Consider the following 25,536-nt stretch of genomic DNA (forward strand, 5'->3'; position numbering starts at 1 on the left):
ATTGATAGGTTCTAAAGATGAGAAGTTAAAACTAGAATTAAAAGAATTAATTATTGAAGAGTGCGATAAAGATATTGAGCCAGAAGATATAAGTGATAATGAAGTACTATTTGGTTCAGACACAGAATTAGAACTTGACTCAATGGATGCCTTACAAATATCTATGGCTTTACATAAAAAATATGGAGTTGATGCAAATGATAGTAAAAAACTTAGAAAAATTATGGCGTCAATAAATACTTTAGCAGACCATATACAACCGGAATAACATTGAACGCATATATTACAGGTAGCTCATTAGTTTGCAATATTGCAGATAATAAACAAGATATTATTTCCAATTTAAAAAACATCTCCCCTAAAAGATATCAAGAAAATTTAAAAGAGATTTTAAAAGAAAAAACTTTCTATAAAATATATAATTATAATTATTCCCAAAATAAAAGATTTCATAAAATCCTTGAAAAAATAATTTCTGATGCATTAAAAGAGGCAAAAATTTCAAAAGAAGAGCAAGAAGATTTACATATTTTTTTTGGTTCCACATCAATGGAAATGGGAACAAATGAAGAATTTAAAGAAAACTTTGACAAAGATGCTAGTGACCTAGAATTCAAAAGTATTGGCTATGGTGCAATTGGTCAATATATAGAAAAAATATTAAATTCAAAACATAAAGCAACTCTTTTTTCAACAGCTTGTACTTCAAGTGTAAATGCATTAGCATATGCAGCTAAAATGATTGAAAGAAAAAAAATAAAAAAAGCTATAGTTATTGGCTTTGAGCTTTTTAATAAATCTACGTTTGGTGGTTTTTCTTCTTTAATGCTTCTTTCTCAATCAAAAATATATAGACCTTTTGATAAAAATAGTGATGGTATTATCTTAGGAGAAGGTTGTTCAGCTGTTATTTTAGAAAATGAAAAAAAAGAAGAAGATAATTTTAAATATATCTCTTCTTCAAATATTTGTGATAATTACTCTGAAACTACAAGTGATCCTACAGGAACTCCTATTTTTGAAGCTATGAATAGTGCTTTAAATGCTGCAAACTTACAAGTAAAAGATTTAGATTGTATAAAAGCTCATGCTACAGGAAGTGAAAATAATAACTCTTCTGAAGCAAAAGCTTTAGCACAACTATTTGATACTTATAAAGAAAGCACGCAAGTTACTGCTTTAAAACCTATTTTAGGACATACTTTAGGTGCTTGTGGTACAAATGAAATTGTCTTAATGATTGAAGCTATTAAAAATAGTTTTCTTCCTGCAACTTTTGGCTTTGAAGAGCCAATTGAAAACTTAGCCTTTACTCCAATTTTAGAAAATAAAACTTGTGAAAATAAACAAACTATTTTATTAAACTATGTTGCCTTTGGTGGAAATAATAGTTCAATTATTTTAAGCAACAAGGATTGATATGTATATTCACTCTACTTATAAACTTATCAATTCAAACACAAGTGTTAAAGAGTATAGAAAAGAGCTAAAAGAGATTTCAAAGATAAATCTTAGAAGATCAAGTAAGTTTAATATCTTAGCAGTCCTAGGAGCGCTAAGAGCTACAAAAGATATTAACCTTGGACAAAACCTTGGGATTTATATTGCAAGTGAATATGGGCCTATTAATGATGTTTATAAACTAATGCAAACAATAAATGAAGAAAACAATATTGTAATGCCTTTTGATTTTTTAAATGTAAATAGCAACAATGTTAGCTTTTATGTTTCCCAAGCTTTAAATGCAAAGGGTAAAAACATGCTTTTAACTTCTCAATACTTGTCATTTGAAAAATCCTTACAACTTGCACAGTTTGAACTTGAAATAGATGAGATATCAGATATCTTAATTGGAGCAGTTGATGAATCCTTAGATGAAGTAAAAGATTATGAAAAGTATGTAAGTTTTGCAAATAATCAAGCTTCAAAAGATGGAAGTTGTTGGTTATATTTAAACAATGATAAGTCTAACTCTTTGGGAAAAATTACAAACATCCAAGAGTTTAGTTCAAGTAAAGAGTTAATAGACAGTATTAAAGACTCTTATACGAAAATATCTTTTAATCAGTTTGCACAAAATGATGAAACTATTACTTCTAAGTTTGATAGTAAAAAAGTTATTGACCAAAAGGATTTCTTTGGATGTGAAGGAGCGTTAAGAGTTTTAGAATTACTTGAGTATAAAGGTGAACACCTTTATATTGCAAAAGATGTTAATAATAACTTCATAACAATAGAACTTAAAATTTAAGTTCTATTGTACTTTCTTTAATAGTTTGAAAGCCTTTTCTTCATAAGTTGAAGCTTCTACTAATTTTTCAGCAATTTTATTTGGATCAAATTTATCAATTTTTTTACTAGACTCTACACAAAGTAAAGCAAACTCTCTTAAAGTATTTCCTGATTTTACAAGTAAAGAAGATGCTTCCTCTAATAACTCATTATCTAAATCATACTTTTTTACTTCTTTTAAAAATGCCGCATATAAGAACCTAAAGCCTCCGCCTCCAGTTCCTATTTCTTCTTGCATTCTAACAATATGAGTCAAATAGTTTTTTAAATATCTAGGGTCAGAAGTAGGATTTAGTTTTGAGATTTTCTTTGCTAATGTTCTCATTCCTTTTACTCCTGCATAAGGAAAAGGAGTTAACATTGATTTAGCATTTTTCTTTATTGCTTTTTTAACAATCGATTCAAAATCAAGATTATTTGGAATATTTTTAGGATAATACATAAAACCTTTTGGTGCAAATACTCCCTTTGCAAATCTTGCTCTTGTAAGCTCTTGTTCATCACATAAAACAGCTTCTTCAAAAACAGGGTCAGATATTTTATAATCTTTTCCCTCTTTTCCATAAACTAATAGATTATGAGCATTAAAGTGGAATCTCATATCCTTTGGAAAATATGGAAGATAAAAAACTGATGTTTGAAGACCAACTAATTGATTGTCTTCCACAAATTTAGTCAAATCACTATTTGCATCATCTTCACTTTTATATGTTTTTTTTACAATCTCTACACCTAAAACTTTTGATACCTTGTTAATTATATTTTTTGGAAGTTCTCTATATGCTATTAAAGGCATATTATTAAGTTTTATTATTGGAAGAAATACAAAAGATAAAGAGCTAGTAAGACCAAAAACCATTGGCTCACTAAGCTTTAACCCATAATGAGTTAATAAAGTCGAAACAACTCCACTTTCACAGTGTGCAAATTGTAAATGTTCAAACTTTTCACTCATACTTTAAAATCCTTTAACTCTTCTATTTTGATATTAAACGCTTGGGCATATTTTGATAAAATCTTATCATTTAGTTTTTTGAAATGTTTCATTTTTAGATGTCTTTTCACTCTAAATTGAAACATTTCTACAACACTTGCTAGTGTTGGTAAATCCATTCTATTTTCAAACATAAAGTATTCAATAGGAGAACTAAGACCTTTTTTTATATTCTCTAAGCTCTCTACTTTTAAAACTTCATACTCTTCTACTGCAACTTGTGTAGCAAATTCCTCAACAGAACTTCCATAATTAATTCTTTGAAAATCACCCTTCTCATCTGTAGAATACATCACTTTTTGATGTCCTTCTAATATCTTATTCTCCTCTTTTGGAACTTCTATCTTTTGCATTAAACAACTTCTAAATACATAAAGGCCGTTGAGAATCTTCCACTTTCAGGAATATAACAAAGAAGTTTCTGACCTTTTTTTAATTTATTTGAGTTAAACAACTCTTCAAGCATAATATAAATTGATGCAGAACCTGTATTTCCAAACTCTGTAAGATTTGTAAACCATTTTTCAAAAGGAATTTCTAAACCACCTTTTTTCATTCCTTCATATACTTTTTCTCTAAAAAAAGTTGAGGAATAATGGGGAACAAAGTAAGCAATATCTTCTTCTTTTAAATCTCTTTTTTCTAATATCTTTTGAATAGGTTTTGTTACAGTATATTCAATAATATTTTCATTTAAAAGTTTTACGTTTTGTTTTATTGATAAAAGAGATTTACTCATAACTTCTTGCTGTTCTAAAGCTCTCCACGGTGTGATATTGTGATTTTCATCAAATTCACAACCACTATACATACAAGTTGGCATTTCACCTGCATAAGATAAAATATCAATCCATTTTACTTCTAATGACAGACCTTTTTCATTTGGTTTGTTTTCTAAAAGCATTGCTCCAGCACCATCAGATAACATCCATCTTAAAAAATCTTTTTCAAACTCAATTCCTGGATTTTTTTCTAACTCTTTATAATTAGATTCTTCTTTAAAATTATTTGAATTTAATATCATTGATGAAGTTTCTGAACCAGTTGAAATACCATTTGTTAGTTCACCTGCTTTTATTCCATAATAGATGTATTTTAAGGCATTTATTCCACTTAAACAAATACCTGAAGCACTTAAAGTCTCGATTTCATTTATTCCTAACTCCCCTTGTACCATAAGAGTATGTCCAGGCATTAATTGATCAGCCGAAGTTGTTCCACAAGATAAAGCTTCTAACTTTTCTAAGTTAAAATCATCATTTTCTAATTTTTTTATAGCATTAGCAGTAATTTGTGCATTTGTAAAAAGAGGTTTTAAACTATTTTTTTCTAGTACATAAAATCTTCTTTTTATTCCATTACTTCTAAGTACTATTTTTTTAGCTTTTGATTTCTTTCCACCTATATAACCTAAATATTCTTCCATTTCATCATTTAATACTGGTTTATTTGGCATAAATTTTTGTATATTGTTTATATAAACACTGTTCATTTTATAAAAAATCCTTCATTCTATCTTTTGCACTTCCAGAGGGTGCTTCAAATACTTCTTTTTGTTTTAAAATTTTCTCTTTATTAACTTTTCTAATTATTGTTTGAACCAACATATTAATTGGAACAATTGTTAAAATAATTAAAAGTAAAAAAAACACATAAAGCATTACTATAGGCTTTCTTTTAGGGTCCCCTTGTTTTCCAACTTTTCTAATAAGTTTTCCCCAAATCATAAAACTTTTAGTTGCTATTTGTTCACTTTTTATTAGTTTTTCATCTATTATAACTGCATTTAATCCATGGCAAATAGATTCTTGTTTTTTCTCTTCATCATTTGCTAAAGCATGACTTATTGCTTTACCAAATCTTGAAGCTTCTTTTATATCTTGTTTTGAAATACCAGCCTCTGGAAAAATTCCCCATAAGGAGTCTCTTTTCCCTGTTAACATCCATCTTGGAGTTGTAACAAAAGTTGCAAAAGAGTTTCCTTGGTCAATTAAAACTATATTATCTATAAGTTTTGCTTCAACATCACTAAGCATTTGTTTTAATTTTTCTTGTGCCATAACCCACATATTTCTACAACCAATTAAAGTAATAACTGGCTTACCTTTTAACTTTCTTTTTGCATAATCACTTTTTAAAAAAGCTGTTATTGGTAAAGATGGAGATAAGAACCATACTTGATAAGGTAAAATCACCAAATCATAATCATTGTCATCATCTTCTATCTCTTTAATTTCTGGAGGGTCTAAATATATTGATTCTGGAAAACAATCCATAAAAGTCATAAAATCCCATGGAAAAGGATATGGTTTTAATGGTTCAATTTTTTTATAAACCACTTCTACATTTGTATCTGCCTCTAAAGGGGCTAAAACTGAGTCTGTTAATTGTGTTAATTGTCCAGTCTGAGAGTATGATATAACTAATACTTTTTTAATATTCAAAATAAAACCTACTATATATAATATTATATTATATCAAAGAATTATTTAATAAATAATTCAATTAGATAAATATAGCGAAACTAAAAAAGTTCCTCTATATTCTTGATAATTATCTAAGTAAATCTGTATCACCTAATCTTGCATTATCTATTGGACTATATAGCCAAATTGAAACATCATTTCCTAAAGCTTTCACAGTTCTTCCTAATACTGAACAAGAACTTTTATAAGCACCCCAAAAACCTCCACCTGAAACTCTTGCTGCTTTAAAAGAACCATACTTTTTATTCCCTTTTACTAATTTTCCCTCAATAATTACGAATTTGCTATGTCCTCTAAATGCTCCTCCTTGACTTACTGCTTCAGTAATTTTTACATCTAAAAATAAATCCTTTGAAGAAGGATTGTCTTTATATTCTACTTTTAAACCTTGTTCTAAAGCATATTGTTTAATAAAACTAGCAAGTTGTTCATTGATAGTACACTCAGTTTTTATATTTGTGGCAACTCTGCTATTTGTAGAGAAAGGGGTCATTCTTTTTAAATATATTATTTTTCCATTTATTTCTGAACTATTTGATTTAGAGTAATTTTCATTTTCTTCTTTCTTTTTAGGTTTTATGTTAAGCACTTCTCTTGAAGTAGGACCAACATCTCCTATTTGGAATAACTCATAGTTAATATCTTTTTCTAAATTACCTATCCATTTATTGTAATTTTTGTGAATAGTATTAGAACCTGCATCATATTTCATATTTCTACTATCTTTATATGAAATTTTATATCCCTTACTATTATAATTTATATTTACAATAACTAAATGTTTTCCTCTTACATTATTTTTTGCTTCAATTAAACCTGTTTTAATTTTTTTAGTACCCCATCCTCTTTTCATTGCAGCTTTTACTATTGCATTTTCAACTTTTTTTGTATTAACTTTTTTGTCATTTATATAATCTGTATTATCAATATTATGAATTGCTGCTGTTTTACAACCTGATAAGATTAATATAAATACTAATAATATTCCTGTAACTAAAACTGTTTTTTTCATTATTATTTTGCACCTAATTGGAATAACTCATAATTGATATCATTTTCTAAATTAGAAACCCATTTATTATAATTTTTATGAATAGTATTAGAACCTGCATCATATTTCATATTTCTACTATCTTTATATGAAATTTTATATCCTTTACTATTATAATTTATATTTACAATAACTAAATGTTTTCCTCTTACATTATTTTTTGCTTCAATTAAACCTGTTTTAATTTTCTTTGTAACCCACCCTCTTTTCATTGAACCTTTTATAATTGCTCTTTCTACTTTACTAGTAGTAAGTTTTTTATCACTTAAATAATTAGAGTTATCAATATTGTATACAGTTGTTGTTCTACATCCTGATAACATTAAAACAAACACTAATAATACTCCCGTAATTAAAGCAGTTTTTTTCATATTTCTTCCTTTTTAGTTTTTAATATTTTACAATAAAAATGTCTCAGAAGTGTCTCAATTTTATATTTTTATAGAAATTGTTTTATATGGATTGTATAAAACATTTGCTCCATGCTGGATTTTTACATTTCTTCTTTGAGTATAATCTACAAAATAATTTCCTTGGAAATCTGTTGAAAACTGAGCACAAATCTTTGCTGCTTTTTCTATAACATCCTCTGGCAGACTTTTTTTACTATTTTGAACAATTACATGGGAAGAAGGTGCATCTTTTAGATGAAACCAAAAGTCATTTGCTTTTGAATTTTCCAGTAAATAGATATTTTCTCTTTCATTTGTTCCTAATAATATTTTATATCCATTATAAAAAAAGCTTTCATAATTTTGACTCTTTTTTGTTTTTATCTGATTCTTTTGTTTTTTTGGAAGAAAAAATTCTATTTCATCTATAGTTTTACACTTTTTAATATTATTTATTAATCTTTTTAAAAAATCAACTTTTTCTTCTAAATTTGATTTTTCTATTTTTATATTTAAAGCTTTTTGCTTACTTCTCTTTGCTCTTTTAAATAAAGTATTGGAAAAGGTAGAAGCTGAATATCTTGTATCTAAATCAATCTGTACTTTATTTCCATTATAATCATAAGTTTCTAACACTTCTTGATAAGGTTTAATAAGATGCAAGTTATTAAGAATAAGGTTTGCCTTTTCATAAAGTTCATTGGATTCTTTTTCTAAATTTTCTTTTTTAGGAAGAGTAGTTAAAGTTTTTTCTAATTTTTTAAGCTTTTTATTTACTTGGGTGATTTTTTGTTTCTTATGATTTTCTAAATTAGTATATTCTATTTCTTCATATATTTTATATAAATAGTTTTCTATATCTTCAACTTTTTCTAGTTTTGGAGTAAAGTTTTGTTTAGGTATTTCATCTAATTTAATACCTACTTTAACAACTCTGCTTGAAGAAAATTCATCAATGTGTCTTAAAGCTTCTAAAATAACTCTATTTTCATCTAAAATTATAATATTAGTATGCTTACCTGTAAATTCTAATTGTAAAATGGTAGTAAGCTTTTTGTAGGAAGAAGAAGAGTTTACTCTTATATTTATTACTTTATCTTCATTATATATCTCTATATTTTCAATTTTTGAATTAATAAACCTTTTCTGTAATACAACATCAAAAGGAGCATTAAAATCTTTTTTTGTATTGGCAGGACTATTCTTCTTATAAATAAAGCTTCTACCTTTTGTTAAATCAAAATATATAGTATTTTTATCATTAAACTCTATTATAATTGTATTATTGTCAATCCTCTTAATTCTCTTAATAATTTGGACTTTTTCTTTTAAATAGTTTACAATTTCTTTTAATAAAAAATATTTCACGATTAATCACTTTTTCTTATATTTGTGTAAGTATTGTTTTTATGTATATTAGATATAATGATACCACAATATTTATTAGGAGATGAAATATGACTAAATTATTAAAGTTAACAATGGCAGTAGCACTACTTTTAGGTGCAGTTTCAACAACAGCTTCAGCTGATGCAAGAAAAGGTCAAAAAATTTTTATTAAAAAATTTAAGGCTAAGTGTGGTTTTAATGGAGCAAAATTTGCTGCAAAACATTCTCAAGCAGAATGGGAAGAGATTAATGAAGCAGGTAATTTCAAAAAAGAAATGATGACAATTTGTCCAGATGTAAAAGAGTCTGATATAAAAGATTCTTGGGTACCTCATTTATATGATTTCTCTTATGATTATGCAAATGATTCAGGGAATGTTCCATCTTGCTAATCTAATGCTAGAGTTTAGGGTAAATCCCTTTACTCTTAAACTCTTTAACTACAAAACACTAATTTTTTGGCTAACACTTATTGAAACAAAGGAAAAAAATGAAAAAAAGCATGATTGCTCTATCTGTAGTAGCTGCTTTTGCAACTTCAAGTTTTGCTAATGCAATCTCAAATGAAGAGATGTTAAAGCAAATAAATGCATTAAAGGCTCAAATTACAGCTTTAGAGAATAAACTAACTCAAACACAAAACACATCAAAAGAAAATAAAGTATCACTAGAAAATATGATGAAAAGTGAGACAATAAAAGTTGACGATACTAGATTCAAAAAACTAGAAAAAAAAGTTGCAAGAAATCAAAAAACTATAAAAGATGTTAAGATTCACGACTCAAATGATAATATTAAGTGGGATATTGATTTTAGAACACAAATTGATAATCTACAATATAAATTCACAGATGGAACAAAGAAAAAAAACAACTCTTTAATGACAAATAGATTATGGCTAGGAATGGGATACTCACCAAATGAAAATACTATTTTCAAAGGTAAACTATCATATCTAAAAGCCTATGGAGACTCTGCAAATCATTCGCAAGCAAATGTACAACCAGGTTATGCAAACTTTGATTGGGTTACAAATGAAAATGCTACAGATAACTCTTTAAAAGTAAAAGAAGCATATTGGTTATATATGAATGATACTTTTCTTGATACTAAAGTTCCTTGGACTTTCTCTGTAGGAAGAAGACCTTCAACAGATGGATTAGGGATAAACTTAAGAGAAAATATGACTCCAAACTCACCTCTATCTCATACAGTAAATGTAGAGTTTGATGGTTTCAGTTCAAAATTTACACTAGACAAAGTTACAGACATTCCAGGAATGTGGTTAAAATTCTGTGCAGGAAGAGGATTAACAAATGCTACACCTAGATTCAGTGCAGATGGGGCTGATTATGTAAAAGATGATAATGAAACTTCTGATATGGATATGTTTGGATTTATTTTTGTTCCGTATGATGATGGACAATACTCAATTCATACAAACTATGCAAGAGCTTGGAATATGATTGGATTTACACAAGCAGATATGTTTGATGGAGACAATACTAATAATAACTTTAAAGATTTTGGAGATATGGATTTAGCTACTGTTATGTTTAAAGCTTATGGAATAGGAGATGGAATTTCAGACTATTTAGATGATACAACTTTCTTCGCTTCTTATGCGATGTCTAGAACACATCCAAAAGAGAATATGTCAATGCTAGGTAGTACAGATTCACAAACAGGTCACTCTTTTTGGTTAGGAGTAAATGCACCATGTCCAATAAGTCCTGATACTTCTAGAATTGGTATTGAATGGAACAAAGGTTCAAAATATTGGAGATCAATGACTTATGGTGAAGATACAATGGCTGGCTCAAAAATTGCAGCAAGAGGTACAGCTTGGGAGATTTATAGACATCAAAAAATAAATGATGCTTTAAGTTTTGAATTATCATTTACAAGAATAGATTATGACTATTATGGAAGTAATGGTTTCTTTGGATTTGATGGTAACCCTGATTTAAATATGCCTTATGTAAAAACAGCAGAGGATTTAAAAGCTAGTATTAGATATAAATTCTAAAAAAAGATAAAAGAGAATTTCTCTTTTATCTAAATGAATATTGGTCTAATTTATATATAACTTTTTCTGCAAGCTCAATCATTGAGATATTCAAAAGTTTAAATTTTTCATCTTTTATATTAAGTAATAACTTATCATATACATTAGCATAAGGATAAATTATAAAATATATATATTCTTTAGAACGACTCTCTTTATCCAACTCTTTAAACCAAACTGCAAGCAATGAAAAATAAAGCATTGTAGGATTAAATACTTTTCCTTTTTCTAAATGCATTCCTATTTCTTTATTTATAAAATTATAAGAATCTAGAATAGCTTTTATTCTAAAGTGTTTATTATTTTTGATATAGTACTCATTTGTTGAAGTAACTTTTAGAATCTCTTTATGCATATCATTTGAGATTTTAATAAGATATTCATTTATTTCTTCATCAAAATCAAAAAGTTTTTCATCTTTATCTTTATAAGATTCTATTAAATCTCTACAAAACAATAGTAAAGCTTCTGTTTTTATTTTAGATAGGTTCAAAATCATACACTATTTTACCAATTTTTTATTAATAAATCACTGTTAAGATTAAATTTAAGAGCTTTTAAGATAAAATATAAGAATTTTAAAAATTTTTGATTAAAAAGGAATTTATTGGAACCTATTGGTATATTAAAGGAAGGGCAAATTTATGACCTTCAAACAGCGGAAGCTTTAAACTTAAGTGGAGATGAGATTAAAGCTGATAACTCTCCTGAATCTCTTGAAATATTAAGACACTCATGTGCTCACTTAATGGCACAAGCAATTAAAGAATTATATCCTGATGCTAAATTTTTTGTTGGTCCAGTAGTAAAAGAAGGTTTCTACTATGATTTTAAGACCGAAGAAAAAATTTCAGATGAAGATTTACCTAAAATTGAAAAGAAAATGAAAGAGTTAGCAAATGCTAAACTTCCAATTCAAAGGTACGAAGCATCAAGAGAAGAAATTCAAACAAAATTTGCAAATGATGAGTTAAAACAAGCAGTGCTTTCAAATATTACCGATGATACCCTAACCTTATATAAACAAGGGGATTTTGAAGACCTTTGTAGAGGTCCACATGTTCCAAATACAAGAATGATAAGAAGCTTCAAACTAACTAGAGTTGCAGGTGCATACTTAGGTGGAAATGAAGAAAATGAAATGATTACAAGAATTTATGGTATTGCTTTTTTTGATAAAAAAGAATTAAATGATTATGTAAGAATGCTAGAAGAAGCTAAAAAAAGAGATCATAGAAAATTAGGAACAGAACTTGAACTATTTACTTTCAATGAAGATGTAGGAGCTGGACTTCCACTATGGCTACCTAATGGTTCAAGACTAAGATCGAAACTTGAGCATTTATTATATAAAGCTCATAGAATAAGAGGTTATGAGCCTGTTCGTGGTCCAGAAATGTTAAAATCTGATATGTGGAAAATTTCAGGACACTATCAAAACTACAAAGAAAACATGTATTTTACAGTTATTGATGAACAAGAATATGGAATCAAACCTATGAACTGTGTTGGTCACATTCAGATTTTCAAGAATGATCTTGTGTCATATAAAGACCTACCAAAAAAACTTTTTGAGTATGGTGTTGTACATAGACATGAAATGAGTGGTGCAATGCATGGACTATTTAGAGTAAGAGAATTTACTCAAGATGATGCACATATTTTCTGTACTCAAAATCAAGTAAAAGATGTTATTATAGAAGTTCTTGAGTTTGTTGACTCATTGATGAGATTATTTGATTTTAAATATGAGATGGAAGTTTCTACAAAACCTAAAAAAGCTATTGGAGATGATGAGTTTTGGGAGAAAACAACAAAAGGTATAATGGATGCCCTTGATTCAGAAGGTTTATCATATGGTATTGACGAAGGTGGGGGAGCTTTCTATGGACCAAAGATTGATATAAAGATATTAGATGCAATTGGAAGAAAATGGCAATGTGGGACTGTTCAAGTGGATATGAATTTACCTAGTAGATTTAATGTTGAGTATATAAATGATAAAGGTGAAAAAGAACAACCTGTTATGATTCATAGAGCAATATTAGGTTCATTTGAAAGATTTATTGGAATCTTAACAGAACACTGTGCTGGAGAATTTCCATTTGTAATTGCTCCAACACAAGTAATCTTTGTTCCAATAGCAGAAACACATGTAGCATATGCAAAACAGTTGCAAAGAGAACTTATAGAAGAGGATATGGATTCTAAAATTTATGATATGAATGAATCATTAAATAAAAGAATTAGAATGGCTGAAAAACAAAGAGTACCAATGATTGTTGTAATTGGGGATGAAGAAGTTGAAAATGAGACAATTGCTTTAAGAGATAGAAGAAAAAGAGAGCAGTCTAATTTAACTAAAGAAGAATTTATTAAAATGTTAAACGAAATTAAACTAGGGAGCAAAATTTGAGTAGAAGAGAGAAGAAATCAGAAGCAATAATGAATGAAGAAATTACTGCGAGAGAAGTTAGGTGTACGGGGGATGACGGTACAAATTATGGAATCATTTCAACAAGAGATGCACAGGGAACAGCAGATGAACTTGGACTAGATTTAGTACTTATAGCTCCAGATGCAAAACCACCTGTTGCAAAAATTATGGACTATGGTAAGTTCAAATATCAACAAGAAAAAAAGAAAAAAGAAGCTAAGAAAAAACAAAAAGTTATAGTTGTAAAAGAAGTTAAATTTTCTGTAAAAATTGCAGAGAATGATATAAACTATAAAGTTAAACATGCGATAGAATTTTTAGAAAAAGGTTACCATGTAAAATGTAGAGTATTCTTAAAAGGTCGAGAAATGGCTCATCCTGAAGCTGGTGCTGAAGTTCTTGAAAGAGTATGGCCAATGCTTGAAGAGTATGGAACAAGAGATGCTTTACCAAAGCAAGAAGGAAGATTTGTTAATATGATGGTTTTCCCAAAAGCTGAAAACAAAAAGTAAACTAAAAACACTTTTTATAAAACAGAGGTTCTACTCCCTCTGTTTCTTTTTATTTATTTAATCATAATTAAAGCTAAATTTAAGTAAAATCTCAAACTTTTTCATTGAATATGAAAATGCAAATTTATTAGAAAGGAACTGTACGATGCCAAAGATGAAATCAAACAGTGGTGCTTTAAAAAGATTTAAAGTAAAAAAGAATGGTTCTATCAAAAGAGGATCAGCTTTTAGAAGCCACATCTTAACTAAAATGAGTCAAAAAAGAAAAAGAGCTCTTAGAGGACCTCAAACTGTAGCAGCAACAGATGCAGCTAGAGTTAAAAAAATGTTATGTCAAGGATAATTGACTTAAAAAGTTAATTATTTAGTCCCTCCACAATATTATGTGGATAAGTTCGATTTTAAAATCGACACCTATTAAAAAAATATGGTAAAGAAAGGAAAAAAATGCCTAGAGTAAAAACTGGTATAGTAAGAAGAAGAAGACACAAAAAAGTTTTAAAGCAGGCTAGAGGATTTTTCTCAGGAAGAAGAAAACACTTTAGAAAAGCAAAAGAACAATTAGAACGTTCTTTAGTATATGCTTTTAGAGATAGAAGACAAAAGAAAAGAGATATTAGAAAGCTTTGGATCGTAAGAATCAATGCTGCTTGTAGATTAAATGATATTAACTACTCAAGATTCATGAATGGATTAAAACTAGCTAACATTGAGTTAGATAGAAAAATCCTAGCAGACTTTGCTATGAATGATGCAGAAGCTTTTTCAGCACTAGTTGCAAAAGCAAAAGAAGCATTAGCAGCATAATTAATAAATTTGCTAAAATATAAAAAGGGCAAAGGATTAAATTCTTTGCCCTTTTTTTATATATTAAAACTTTAAATTAAATACCTAAAGCTTCATTTACTTCAATTTTACAATTAGTTCCTTTACAATCTATATTTGCATCAAAATAAAAAACTTCTTCTACATCATACTTAGCATTTTTCAATTTAGTCCATGCTTCAATAGACCTACCACCAGCTGTACAATTAAATACAATAGTCTTATCCTTAGGAAGTTTTTCATATAAAGTTTTGGCATCAAGAGCATCAGCAGGTATATTTATAGCTGTTTTTAAATGTCCACTTAAAAACTCTTCAGGACTAGTGACATCAACAATTTGAATAAAAGATGGTACCTTATCTTCTTTTATTAATGAATATAACCATTCTCCATCAATACTTCCTTCATCAAGTCCAAGTTTTGCTCCATTCTTACTTATACTTACTTGTGAACTTACTTTATTTTGACTTATAGTTCCTGCATTTTTTGTAGTTGATAATCCAGCTTTTTTCCAGACAGGAACTCCACCTGCAAACACATTTACATCTCTGTATCCCATTGAAATAAGTTTTCTAGCAATATTATGTGACTTCAAGCACTCATATCCACCACAAAATACAATAATCTTTTCATTTTGATGAACTGGAAATCTTCCTTTTAACTTTTCTACTTGAGTATCAGGTATTGAAATAGAACCTGCAATAGTTTCACTCAAATATTTTTTATAAGGTCTTGCATCTATTAAAACAGCACTATTATTCTTTTGAGCAGCTTGAACAACTATTAAATCAACTTCTTTATAATTTCTTTTAGACCATTGGGGTTCTCCTGCTTGATATAATTTAACATTTGAATACCCCTCTTTTTTTAGCATATTCGCTACTTTAGGAGATTTAATACAATTCCAACCACCACAAAATACTAAAAGCTCTTTATCTTTTGAAACATCCTTTAATTGCCCTATATACTCTTTATAATTAGTATCTGGGATATTAATTGCTGTTGGGATAGTTCCTATCTTAAACTTTTTATTTGGCCTTGCATCAATTAAAATAACCTTTGCAGAACTTTTTGTTCCTTTTGAAATTTTAGCTTTAACATAATTATAATCAACAAGCTCTAAGTTAAATTCTTTAATCATTTCCTTAACTTTAGGACTTGCTTTTGTTAAATTTCCTAAACCACTTGAAAAGGTACTACTTATTAATAAACCTATAATAAGTAAACTCCTAAATATACTATTTGCTTTCATTTTTTCTCCTTATTTATTAAACTTTACCAGATAGCATTCCATATTGTGTCATAGGCTTCAATATATACGCTTTTAATAACCACCAAATATATCTCTCTTTTGTTGGATCTAAAGGGAATGATGGGGTTGGTTTCATACTCCAATCAAACTCTGCTAGCATAACTGATCCAATTCCTGTAATAATAGGACATACTGTATATCCATCATACTTAGCTGTTAACTCTTTTCCTTCCATTGCAGAAATTATATTATCTACTACTACCTTATACTGTTTTCTCACACTACCACCTGTCTTTCCTAAAGGAACTGCGGCAATATCTCCTAAAGAAAAAATATTATCATAAATCACATGTTGCAGAGTTTCCTTATTTACAGGTACCCAACCTCTTCCTGAACCTATAGGAGAATTTCCAATCTCATCTGGAGCTTTCATAGGAGGAGTAAGATGTAAAAAATCATAAGGAACATCTACTAGTTTTGTTCTTCTTAATAAATCATACTCTTCTAAATCCGGATCCCAAGCTCCTTTTTCATCCCAGTAATGTTCAAAAGTTGCTACTTTATTTTTAATATCAACTTCTTTTAAATTATGAGCAAATTTCCAATTCATATTTCTTTGTTTATATTGTTCTTTTATAACATCTTCATACTCTTTTACTGAAAACATTTTCATTGAATTTGGATAAAAAGTCATATTAACATTTGCCCGAACATCTTTTCCTACTTCGTTTAATCTTGCATCCATTAAATACATTATTTTCTTAGGAGCACCACCACACTTTATTGCTGTATCAGGATGAGAAAAAATAGCATTGAGTTTTTTACCCTTTTTTGCTTCTTCTATTGTAGCTTGCATATTTTTCCAAGTATAAACAGCAGCATCAGTATTATAAACTGTACTTACTCCTGTGCCATCAAATAACTCTTTGATTTTGCTTTTTTCATCCATTGTATAAGTATTACCAAGTTCTTCTAAACCCTTGATTCTTCCAAAATCTAAAGCCACCCCAGCAGCAACTACTAAATAATCATAAGTAATTCTTTCTCCACTAGAAATAGTCAAATTATTATTATTAGGGTCAAACTCCACTGCTTTATCTTTAATTAATTTTACACCCTTAGGTAAAAAATCTTTTAACTCATACATTACATCTTTTTTTTCATATATGCCTACACCAATAAATGTATTACCAGGTTGATAAGAAACTGATACATCACTTGGTTCAATAACAGTAACATCTGGATTACTTAAAGAATTAATCAATCTAGCTGCAGTTGAGATACCTGCTAAACCACCACCAACTATTACAATTTTTGCTTTTACATCACTAGCTTTGGCTTCAGATGCTTTTGTTTCAATAGGATTTAATAATGCTGTACTTGCAGTAGCAATTCCCATAGCCTTTAAAGCATCTCTTCTAGAGATACCTTTTTTTTCAAGTTCTTTTTCAAACTCATATAATAACTTTTTTTTATCCATCTTCTCTCTTCCTTTTAATGAATATCAAAAAATTATATAATGTTTCAGGTTAATTCTATGTCTTATTTGTGGATAATTATTATATTTTTATTATTATAATCATTATTTGTAGAGATAGTATATATTTTAAGGATTTATTTAAACTAGTATTTATTTTTTGGAAATTACTTTCTTATATAAATATATAAAAAAACGAGGTATTAATAAAAAGATATAAGCTAAAAGTGAAAAAATAAAAGGATGAAAAGCACCTAAACCATATGCTGAAGAATGGGGCAATGCCAAAATATGTTCTATAGGATGAGAAAGAAACTCTTTATAGTGCATTCCTATAGTCAAAACTACAAAAATGCCTACTATAATAAGAATTTCATTTTTCATTCTTTATGCTCTACCTGATAACATTCCATATTGTGTCATTGGTTTCAGCATATAAACTTTCAATAACCACCAAATATATCTTTCAACTGTAGGATCAAGAGGGAATGTTGGAGTTGGTTTCTTTGTCCAGTTAAATTCTGCTAACATTACTTTTCCAATATCAGTAATTAAAGGACATACTGTATATCCTGCATATTTTGCAGTTAACTCTTTTCCTTCCATTTTCGCAACTAAATTATCAACTAAAACTTTATATTGCTTTCTAACACTACCACCAGTTTTTCCCATAGGAATTGCAGCAATATCACCTAAAGAAAAGATATTATCATATTTTACATGTTGTAATGTTTCTTTATTTACAGGCACCCAACCTTTTCCTGAACCAATAGGTGAGTTTCCAATTTCATCTGGAGCTTTCATTGGAGGAGTTATGTGTAGTAAGTCATAAGGTACTTCAACATTTTCATGTTTTGTAACAATATCATACTCTTCTAAATCTGGGTCATACGCACCTTTTTCTTCCCAATGTTTATCAAAAGTTGCAATCTTTTTATCTAAATCAACACCTGTTAAATTATGATGATAATGCCATTTAAAATCTCTTGCTTCAAATTGTTTTAAAATAGCTTCATGATATTCTTTTACACCAAACATTGTTCCACCATTAGGATAGAATGTCAATTCAGCATTTTTTCTTGCATTCGCTTCAACTAATCTTGAATTTGTAAGATACATGATTTTCTTTGGTGCTCCACCACATTTAATTGATGTATTAGGATGAGTAAATACTCCTTTTACATTTTTACCAGATTTTGCAGCATCTACAAATTTTTGCATCTCTTTCCAAGTTGCAACAGCAGCATCAGTTGAATAAATTGTACAAACACCTGTATTTTCAAGTTTTGATAAGATTTTACTAGCATCCCCTAAAGTTGTAGTTTCTCCAATTTCTTCTAAACCTTGAATTCTTCCTAAATCAAGTTTTAAGCCAGCAGCTACAATCATATAATCATATGAATAAGTATCACCTTTTTCAGTTTTAACATTATTATTATCAGGGTCAAATTCAATTGCTTTATCTTGGATAACTTTTACACCATTAGGAATAAAATCTTTAGTATCATACATTATGTCATCTTTTGTATAGATTCCTGCTGCAATTAAAGTATTCCCTGGTTGGTAAGATACCGACTTTGGATTTGGTTCAATTATTGTAATATCTGGATTAGATAAAGTATTTGTTAATCTTGCTGCAGTAGAAATACCTGCAAGTCCTCCACCAATAATTAAAATTTTTGCTTTCGCATCACTTGCTTTTGCAGGTGTTGCTGCTTGAACTTCACTTGCTCCCATTAAAAAAGAAGCAGAACCTAATCCTGCAACCTTTAAAGCATCCCTTCTTGATAAACCTTTTTTCTTTAATTCTTTATCAATAATATTTAAAGCTTCTTCTAACTCATTGTTATTAGCCATACTAATATCCTTACTATAAGTAAAATTTATGTAAGATAGTATCTAAAAATAGATAATACAAAACTTAGACTTTACTGAAAATGTTTAATGATAATTATTTGTTTCACTTATGATAAGTTTAGCTCGATAATAGTCTTCTTTTTTGTTTAAATTTATAAACTCATCTTCATCTAAAAATTTTATTGTTTTAGTTTTCATTTGATTAAGCAAAAAACCTACTTTATGTATGTCTTTCTTTAGCATTTCTTCTATTTTATCTCTACATGCCTTAGATTCAAATACTCCACATAAGTTGTGATTTGTTTTTGTTCTTGCTATACAGATATCATTCTCTTTTGTCTTTTCTTCTATTATTTTAGCAAGTGAATTAATTTTAACTAAAGGTGTATCTACAGTAATAATAAATACTGTTTCATCTTTAAAAAAATTAAAAACTGTATTTAATGCAATAATAGGAGAATAAACTTCACTTTCATCTAAAAGTAAATATTCTTTATTTAAAAAAGGAAATTTATTGATTTTTGATGATATATAAAGTTTTTTAAAAAAGGGTTTTAATCTATTATACTGAAATTGAATAAGTGAGTCTGAAGTAGAAAAAGGAAGAAGAGACTTATCTTCTTCCATTCTTGAACTTTTACCACCTGATAAAATTACACAAGGTATATCAAATGGTTTTTGATGCATTATAAGCTTCTAGGGTCTGTTATGTAACCTGAAATTGCACTTGCTGCTGCAACTGCTGAATTTGCTAAGTAAATTTTTGATGATCTACTTCCCATTCTTCCTACAAAGTTTCTATTTGTAGTTGAAATACAAACCTCATTATCTCCTAAAATTCCCATATATCCACCTAAACATGCACCGCAAGTTGGATTTGAAACAACTGCTCCTGCATCTACTAAAGTATCAATATAGCCAAGCTTAGTTGCTTCTCTTAAAATTTGTTGAGTTCCAGGTGTTAAAATAAGCCTAACATGTCTTGCTACTTTTTTTCCATCTAAAATTTCTGCAGCAATTTTAAAATCACTTAATCTACCATTTGTACATGAACCAATAAATACTTGGTCTACTCTAATTTCATCAGCTACTGCTTGAGAAACAGAATGTCCATTTGATGGTAAAAATGGATATGCAATTACTGGTTCTAAAGAAGCTGTATCAATTTCAATTACTTGACAATATTTTGCATCTTCATCTGAATAGTGAATCTTTGGTTCTGCTCTCAATCCATTGTTTTTTTCAGCTACTTTATCTAAGAATTCTTTTGTAGTCTCATCAAAAGCTACTATACCATTTTTTGCACCAGCTTCAATAGCCATATTACATAATGAAAATCTATCATCCATTGATAAGTATTGAATAGACTCACCAGTAAATTCTAAAGTTTTATATAAAGCACCATCAACACCTAAGATTCTAATTATTTCTAAAATTAAGTCTTTTCCTGTTACATGTTCTGCTGGTTTACCTTTGAAAACTACTTTTATTGATTCTGGAACTTTAAACCAGTTTCCACCTGTAATCATACCAAATGAAATATCTGTACTTCCCATACCTGTACTAAATGCACCTAAAGCACCATGTGTACATGTATGAGAATCGGCACCAATAATTACATCTCCTGGTAATACTAAACCTTTCTCTGGTAAAAGTGCATGTTCTATTCCCATATCTTTTTCATCAAAGAAATATTTTAAATCATGTTTCATAGCAAAATCTCTTGAAATTTTTGCTTGATTTGCACTTGCTATATCTTTAGCTGGAATAAAGTGATCTAAAACAATTGCAAAACCATTTGGATTTGCTAACTCTTTAAATCCACCTTCTTCAAAAGCTCTAATTGAGATAGGAGTTGTAATATCATTACCAATTACCATATCAATTGGACTTCTTATAATTTCACCTGCAAAAACTTCTCTTCCTACATGTTCACTAAATATTTTTTCTGTTATTGTTTGACCCATATTACCTACTTTTTTCAATAATTTTTTTGGATTATATCTAAATTTAGATTTAAGTCCCAAATTTAAAATTTAATTTCTTTGTTCTTTTTCTCTTTTCTCATCTCTTTTATTTGCATAAGAATAATTAATGCAACAGCAAGATTAATCATCACATCTGCAATATTAAAGATTGCAAATTCAAAGCCATAATGCCAATAAAAGTAATCAACCACAGCACCATAAGTAAATCTATCTAGGATATTTGATAATCCTGCTGAATACAAAATTGAAATTGCAATATAGTACTTAAAAAAGACTTCTTTATTTTTCAATAAATATATTGTTGCAATTAGTACAATTAATAATTGTATATATTTTAAATATTCTTGTAAAAAAGAGAACATTGAAAAAGCTACACCATAATTATAAGCTAATTTCAAAGACATAAAAGGACCATCAATATCCCAAGAGAAACTTACAAAAGCATACTTTACAAACTGATCTATTACAAAAATTGTTATAAAAATAAATAAAGCTAATTTATACTCTTTTTTCATTTTATAAAACTTTTGAAATAAAGTCTTTTAAGGTTTTCATAGATTTTTCAACCTCTTTTTTATTTTTGCCCTCTAGTAAAAGTCTAATTTTATTTTCTGTTCCCGAATATCTTATTAAATCTCTAATTCCTTTTTCTCTAATTGGTTTTAATATTTCTTCTAATCCATCAATCTCTTCTAAAGGTTTTTTTTCACTAACTTTTAAATTAACTAAAAGTTGAGGATATAATTCAAAAGGGTTTAAAGCAATACTTGCTTTTTGTTTATTTCTTAAAATCAAAGCTAATACTTGCAAGGCTGAAGCTAGACCATCACCTGTTTTTGCTACATCTGAAAAAATTATATGTCCGCTTTGTTCTCCTCCAAAATTTACATTATTTTCTTTCATCTTTTCTAGAACATGTTTATCACCTACATTAGCTCTTATTAAATTTAAGCCTTTATCTTTTAAAAAATCTTCTAAAGCTTTATTTGACATGACAGTTGCAACACAAGCATTGCCTTTTAGACTATTTTCATTTTTAAGGAAAAGACAAAGAGCCCCTAGTAATTTGTCTCCATCTATAACTTCTCCTTCTTCATCTATTACTACAAGTCTATCTGCATCACCATCTAAAGCTATTCCAATATCTGCCCTATACTCTTTTACTATCTTCCCTACTTCATTAGGATATAAAGCCCCGCAAGATTCATTTATATTAAAGCCATTTGGTTTATCATTTATAGTAATAACATCTGCACCTAATTCATCCAAGATTGTAGGAGCAACTTTATATGCAGCACCATTTGCACAATCAAGTACTATTCTCATTCCTTGCAAAGATAAATCATTTGGAAAAGAACTTTTAATTGAAACAATGTATCTTCCTATAACATCATCAATTCTTTTTGAAGAACCTATATTCTTACCAGTTACAGTACCTTCCTTTAAAGCTTCGTCATTAAAAAATATTTTTTCAATATTATTTTCACATTGAGTACCTAACTTATTTCCATGATTATCAAAGAATTTAATTCCATTATCTTCAAAAGGATTATGAGAAGCAGAAATCATAATACCTGCATCACATCTCATACTTTCAGTTAAATATGCAATGGCAGGTGTTGGCATAGGGCCTATTTGTATCACATCATAGCCCACAGAAGTAAGCCCACTAACTAAAGCATTTTCTATCATATAACCACTTCTTCTTGTATCTTTTCCAACAAGAATTTTTTTTGTCTTAGAATGCTTTCTAAAATAGATACCAGCAGCCTTTGCTAAGTTTAATACAGTAACTGCATCTAAAAATTCTCCAGCTAATCCTCTTACTCCATCAGTTCCAAATAGTTTCATTAAATCTTCCTAAAATTAAACTAACTTTAAAGTTATTTAGATATTATTCTATCCTTAAATTTTTTACAAAGAGGTTAAATAATAATGGCAAATCATAAATCTGCTGAAAAAAGAGCAAGACAAACTAAGGTTAGAACAGAAAGAAATAGATTCTATAAAACTAGAATTAAAAATGTTACTAAAAATGTATTAACAGCAATTGAAACTGCTGATAAAGAAAAAGCTGTAGAAGCTATGAAATCTGCAAATAAATATCTTCACCATTGTGTATCAAAAGGTATTCTAAAAAAAGGTACTGCAGCAAGAAAAGTTTCAAACTTACAATTAAAAGTTAATTCTTTATAATTCATAATATTTTAGTATAATCTATAAATAAATTGATATAAATATAAACAAATATGCTACAAGATAAACTACAAACTTTTATAGACAGATATGAAGAGATTAATAAACTATTAATCTCTCCAGATATAACATCTGATATAAAAAGAATGACAGATCTTTCAAGAGAACAATCTAACATTGAACCTATTGTTTCTAAAGCAAAAGAATACATTAAAGTGTTAGAAGATATTGAAGAAAATAAAATAATGCTAGATGATCCAGAACTTGGAGAATTAGCTAAAGAAGAGCTTAAAGAGCTAGAAGCTCAAAAACCTGTATTAGAAGAAGAAATTAAATTTCTTATGATTCCTAAAGATCCTAATGATGATAAAAACATCTACCTAGAACTAAGAGCTGGTACTGGAGGAGATGAAGCGGCAATCTTCGTAGGAGACCTTTTCAGAGCATACTTAAAATATGCCGAAAATAATGGTTGGAAAGTTGAACTTATGAATCAAAGTGAAAGTGAAGCAGGTGGATATAAAGAAATTGTAGCTTTATTTAAAGGTGATCACGTTTATTCAAAACTAAAATTTGAAGGTGGGACACATAGAGTTCAAAGAGTTCCTGCTACAGAATCACAAGGTAGAGTTCATACTTCAGCAATTACTGTTGCAGTTATGCCTGAAGTTGATGATGTTGAAATTGATATCAATTCAAATGATTTAAAAATTGATGTTATGAGAGCAAGTGGAAATGGTGGACAATCAGTAAATACAACTGACTCAGCAGTTAGAATTACTCATATTCCAAGTGGAATAGTTGTAACAAACCAAGACCAAAAGTCTCAACATAAAAATAAAGATAAAGCAATGAAAGTTCTTAAAGCTAGACTTTATGACTTACAAATGCAAGAAAAAATGCAAGAAGAAGGTGCCACAAGAAAAGAACAAGTTGGTACTGGAGATAGAAGTGGAAGAATTAGAACTTATAATTATCCACAAGGAAGAATATCAGATCATAGAATTAATCTAACTTTATATAGATTAGATGCAATTATGAATGATGGACTTTTTGATGAAGTAATTGATCCTCTTATTACTGATTATCAAGCAAGACTTATTGAAGCAAATGGGCTATAAATAGCTCGTTTGTAAAACTACATAATAAATAATTATATAAAACCTTTCTTTTAGTAACCAAGTTGTAATCAAACAAATATATACTTCCATATCATTACTTAAATATGGAGATAAAAATGACATTAAAAAAGACAACAATTGCTTTATTAGCAAGTGCAGCACTTACTGTTTCTTTAAGTGCAAGAGAGCAAATAAAAATCGTAGGTTCTTCTACTGTATATCCATTCTCTTCTGCAGTAGCCGAAGAATTAGGTGCAACAACTAAATATCCAACTCCTGTAGTTGAATCAACTGGTTCAGGTGGAGGTATGAAATTATTTTGTGCTGGAAACGATTTAAATACTCCAGATATTACAAATGCTTCAAGAAGAATGAAAACAAAAGAATTCACAATGTGTGAAAAAAATGGTGTTACTGATATTACAGAAGCTGTAATTGGTTATGATGGAATTGCTTTTGCGCAAGATAAATCAAATAAAGCATTTTCAATTTCTAAAGAACACTTAGCATTAGCAGTAGCTGAAGAAGTTCCTTCTAAAGATGGTAAATCATTAGTTAAAAACCCATATAAAAAATGGTCAGATATTGATGCTTCATTACCAAATAGAGAAATTATTGTTTATGGACCACCAAAATCTTCTGGTACAAGAGATGCATTTGAAGAAATGGTAATGCAAGGTACTTTCAAAAAAATGGCAGTTTATACAGACCTTTATAAAGCTGATAAAAAAGCAAATAAAAAATATAAAAAATACTCTGTAGTTAGAACTGATGGTGTTTATGTTCCATCTGGAGAAAATGATAATATCATTGTTCAAAAATTAACTAAAAATAAAAATGCATTTGGTATCTTTGGATACTCTTTCTTAATTGAAAATGATGACAAATTATCTGGAGCAAAAGTAAATGGTGTTAGTCCAACTCCTGAATCAATTGCAAGTGGTAAATACCCAATTGCTAGATCATTATTCTTCTATACTAAAAATTCACATAAAAAAGAAGTTCCTGCAATGAATAAATACATTGAAATGTTTATGTCTGAAAATATGATTGGACCTGATGGAATCTTAACTGAAATTGGTTTAATTGCTTTACCAGATGCTCAAAGAACAGAAATAAGAAACTCTGTAATTAAAGCAAAAAAAGTTACATTAGAAAGCTTAAAACACTAATAATAAAAGAAGAGATACTTTCTCTTC

At 28.5% G+C, this 25,536-nt stretch carries 28 protein-coding genes; 12 read left to right on the top strand and 16 right to left on the bottom strand.

Annotated features, from left to right (window positions below; genetic code table 11):
* Position 1: 1 nt before the first annotated feature.
* The 3 genes from CP965_RS08230 to CP965_RS08240 are packed head-to-tail and all read left to right on the top strand — an operon-like array spanning position 2 to position 2,251.
* Positions 2-268 carry a phosphopantetheine-binding protein gene (locus CP965_RS08230; RefSeq protein WP_129061614.1) on the top strand — a complete coding sequence of 89 codons (267 nt, stop codon included), beginning with the start codon at positions 2-4 and terminating at the stop codon, positions 266-268.
* A gap of 2 nt (positions 269-270) precedes the next feature.
* Complete coding sequence (locus CP965_RS08235) at positions 271-1,419, top strand: beta-ketoacyl synthase N-terminal-like domain-containing protein (protein WP_129061615.1); 1,149 nt, start codon at positions 271-273, stop codon at positions 1,417-1,419.
* Position 1,420: 1 nt separating this feature from the next.
* A complete protein-coding gene (locus CP965_RS08240) occupies positions 1,421-2,251 on the top strand; it encodes a hypothetical protein (protein ID WP_129061616.1) in 831 nt (276 codons plus the stop codon).
* 3 nt (positions 2,252-2,254) lie between these two features.
* Here CP965_RS08240 and CP965_RS08245 read toward each other — a convergent pair whose 3' ends face one another.
* From CP965_RS08245 to CP965_RS08275, 7 genes are all read right to left on the bottom strand, one after another.
* Positions 2,255-3,247 (bottom strand): BtrH N-terminal domain-containing protein, encoded by a 993-nt coding sequence (locus CP965_RS08245; protein ID WP_129061617.1) that lies wholly within the window; start codon positions 3,245-3,247, stop codon positions 2,255-2,257.
* Positions 3,244-3,639 carry a hypothetical protein gene (locus CP965_RS08250; RefSeq protein ID WP_129061618.1) on the bottom strand — a complete coding sequence of 132 codons (396 nt, stop codon included), beginning with the start codon at positions 3,637-3,639 and terminating at the stop codon, positions 3,244-3,246. Before CP965_RS08250 ends, CP965_RS08245 begins: the two co-directional genes overlap by 4 nt.
* Positions 3,639-4,778, bottom strand: coding sequence for a beta-ketoacyl-ACP synthase III (locus CP965_RS08255; protein WP_129061619.1), 1,140 nt, complete (start codon positions 4,776-4,778; stop codon positions 3,639-3,641). The genes CP965_RS08250 and CP965_RS08255 overlap by 1 nt, the downstream gene beginning before the upstream one ends.
* Position 4,779: 1 nt before the next feature.
* Positions 4,780-5,730, bottom strand: a complete 951-nt coding sequence (locus tag CP965_RS08260; protein ID WP_228712696.1) for a dialkylrecorsinol condensing enzyme — start codon at positions 5,728-5,730, stop codon at positions 4,780-4,782.
* Positions 5,731-5,839: 109 nt separating this feature from the next.
* Positions 5,840-6,784 (bottom strand): hypothetical protein, encoded by a 945-nt coding sequence (locus CP965_RS08265; protein WP_129061620.1) that lies wholly within the window; start codon positions 6,782-6,784, stop codon positions 5,840-5,842.
* A gap of 2 nt (positions 6,785-6,786) precedes the next feature.
* Entirely contained in the window at positions 6,787-7,194 is a 408-nt protein-coding gene (locus CP965_RS08270) for a hypothetical protein (protein WP_129061621.1), read from the bottom strand.
* Between the two features lie 60 nt (positions 7,195-7,254).
* Positions 7,255-8,583 (bottom strand): NFACT RNA binding domain-containing protein, encoded by a 1,329-nt coding sequence (locus tag CP965_RS08275; protein WP_129061622.1) that lies wholly within the window; start codon positions 8,581-8,583, stop codon positions 7,255-7,257.
* Positions 8,584-8,672: 89 nt separating this feature from the next.
* Between CP965_RS08275 and CP965_RS08280 the strand changes: the two genes are divergently transcribed.
* Positions 8,673-8,996: a cytochrome C gene (locus tag CP965_RS08280; RefSeq protein WP_129061623.1), complete on the top strand. Its 324-nt coding sequence runs from the start codon at positions 8,673-8,675 to the stop codon at positions 8,994-8,996.
* 98 nt (positions 8,997-9,094) lie between these two features.
* The gene (locus CP965_RS08285) at positions 9,095-10,633 is read left to right on the top strand and encodes a DUF3373 family protein (protein WP_129061624.1); all 1,539 of its coding nucleotides are present in this window, start codon (positions 9,095-9,097) and stop codon (positions 10,631-10,633) included.
* Between the two features lie 25 nt (positions 10,634-10,658).
* Here the strand turns inward: CP965_RS08285 and CP965_RS08290 are convergent, their stop codons facing one another.
* Positions 10,659-11,171 carry a hypothetical protein gene (locus tag CP965_RS08290; RefSeq protein ID WP_129061625.1) on the bottom strand — a complete coding sequence of 171 codons (513 nt, stop codon included), beginning with the start codon at positions 11,169-11,171 and terminating at the stop codon, positions 10,659-10,661.
* Positions 11,172-11,279: 108 nt separating this feature from the next.
* On the opposite strand from CP965_RS08290, the gene thrS reads away from it, so the two are divergent.
* From thrS to rplT, 4 genes are all read left to right on the top strand, one after another.
* Positions 11,280-13,088 carry a threonine--tRNA ligase gene (thrS, locus tag CP965_RS08295; protein ID WP_129061626.1) on the top strand — a complete coding sequence of 603 codons (1,809 nt, stop codon included), beginning with the start codon at positions 11,280-11,282 and terminating at the stop codon, positions 13,086-13,088.
* 29 nt (positions 13,089-13,117) lie between these two features.
* Positions 13,118-13,621: a translation initiation factor IF-3 gene (gene infC, locus CP965_RS08300; protein ID WP_129061910.1), complete on the top strand. Its 504-nt coding sequence runs from the start codon at positions 13,118-13,120 to the stop codon at positions 13,619-13,621.
* Between the two features lie 145 nt (positions 13,622-13,766).
* Positions 13,767-13,964 (top strand): 50S ribosomal protein L35, encoded by a 198-nt coding sequence (rpmI, locus tag CP965_RS08305; protein WP_129061627.1) that lies wholly within the window; start codon positions 13,767-13,769, stop codon positions 13,962-13,964.
* 104 nt (positions 13,965-14,068) lie between these two features.
* Positions 14,069-14,428: a 50S ribosomal protein L20 gene (rplT, locus tag CP965_RS08310; protein WP_129061628.1), complete on the top strand. Its 360-nt coding sequence runs from the start codon at positions 14,069-14,071 to the stop codon at positions 14,426-14,428.
* 76 nt (positions 14,429-14,504) lie between these two features.
* Here the strand turns inward: rplT and CP965_RS08315 are convergent, their stop codons facing one another.
* The 8 genes from CP965_RS08315 to glmM all read right to left on the bottom strand — a co-directional run bounded on the left by CP965_RS08315 (position 14,505) and on the right by glmM (position 22,871).
* Positions 14,505-15,698: a rhodanese-like domain-containing protein gene (locus CP965_RS08315; protein WP_129061629.1), complete on the bottom strand. Its 1,194-nt coding sequence runs from the start codon at positions 15,696-15,698 to the stop codon at positions 14,505-14,507.
* A 16-nt stretch (positions 15,699-15,714) separates the two neighbouring features.
* A complete protein-coding gene (locus tag CP965_RS08320) occupies positions 15,715-17,178 on the bottom strand; it encodes an NAD(P)/FAD-dependent oxidoreductase (RefSeq protein ID WP_129061630.1) in 1,464 nt (487 codons plus the stop codon).
* Positions 17,179-17,328: 150 nt separating this feature from the next.
* On the bottom strand, positions 17,329-17,559 hold the full coding sequence (locus tag CP965_RS08325; protein ID WP_129061631.1) for a hypothetical protein: 231 nt from the start codon (positions 17,557-17,559) through the stop codon (positions 17,329-17,331).
* A gap of 3 nt (positions 17,560-17,562) precedes the next feature.
* A complete protein-coding gene (locus CP965_RS08330; RefSeq protein WP_129061632.1) occupies positions 17,563-19,032 on the bottom strand; it encodes an NAD(P)/FAD-dependent oxidoreductase in 1,470 nt (489 codons plus the stop codon).
* An 84-nt stretch (positions 19,033-19,116) separates the two neighbouring features.
* Positions 19,117-19,719: a molybdenum cofactor guanylyltransferase MobA gene (gene mobA / locus CP965_RS08335; RefSeq protein ID WP_129061633.1), complete on the bottom strand. Its 603-nt coding sequence runs from the start codon at positions 19,717-19,719 to the stop codon at positions 19,117-19,119.
* The gene (locus tag CP965_RS08340) at positions 19,719-20,999 is read right to left on the bottom strand and encodes a 3-isopropylmalate dehydratase large subunit (RefSeq protein ID WP_129061634.1); all 1,281 of its coding nucleotides are present in this window, start codon (positions 20,997-20,999) and stop codon (positions 19,719-19,721) included. The genes mobA and CP965_RS08340 overlap by 1 nt, the downstream gene beginning before the upstream one ends.
* A 62-nt stretch (positions 21,000-21,061) precedes the next feature.
* On the bottom strand, positions 21,062-21,535 hold the full coding sequence (gene lspA / locus CP965_RS08345; RefSeq protein ID WP_129061635.1) for a signal peptidase II: 474 nt from the start codon (positions 21,533-21,535) through the stop codon (positions 21,062-21,064).
* A gap of 1 nt (position 21,536) precedes the next feature.
* Positions 21,537-22,871 (bottom strand): phosphoglucosamine mutase, encoded by a 1,335-nt coding sequence (glmM, locus tag CP965_RS08350; RefSeq protein WP_129061636.1) that lies wholly within the window; start codon positions 22,869-22,871, stop codon positions 21,537-21,539.
* Positions 22,872-22,955: 84 nt separating this feature from the next.
* On the opposite strand from glmM, the gene rpsT reads away from it, so the two are divergent.
* The 3 genes from rpsT to CP965_RS08365 all read left to right on the top strand — a co-directional run bounded on the left by rpsT (position 22,956) and on the right by CP965_RS08365 (position 25,509).
* A complete protein-coding gene (gene rpsT, locus CP965_RS08355) occupies positions 22,956-23,216 on the top strand; it encodes a 30S ribosomal protein S20 (RefSeq protein WP_129061637.1) in 261 nt (86 codons plus the stop codon).
* 53 nt (positions 23,217-23,269) lie between these two features.
* On the top strand, positions 23,270-24,337 hold the full coding sequence (prfA, locus tag CP965_RS08360) for a peptide chain release factor 1 (protein ID WP_129061638.1): 1,068 nt from the start codon (positions 23,270-23,272) through the stop codon (positions 24,335-24,337).
* 116 nt (positions 24,338-24,453) lie between these two features.
* Complete coding sequence (locus CP965_RS08365) at positions 24,454-25,509, top strand: substrate-binding domain-containing protein (protein WP_129061639.1); 1,056 nt, start codon at positions 24,454-24,456, stop codon at positions 25,507-25,509.
* Positions 25,510-25,536 lie beyond the last annotated feature (27 nt).

Origin of the sequence: Halarcobacter mediterraneus (assembly GCF_004116625.1) — a bacterium.
GTDB lineage: Bacteria > Campylobacterota > Campylobacteria > Campylobacterales > Arcobacteraceae > Halarcobacter > Halarcobacter mediterraneus.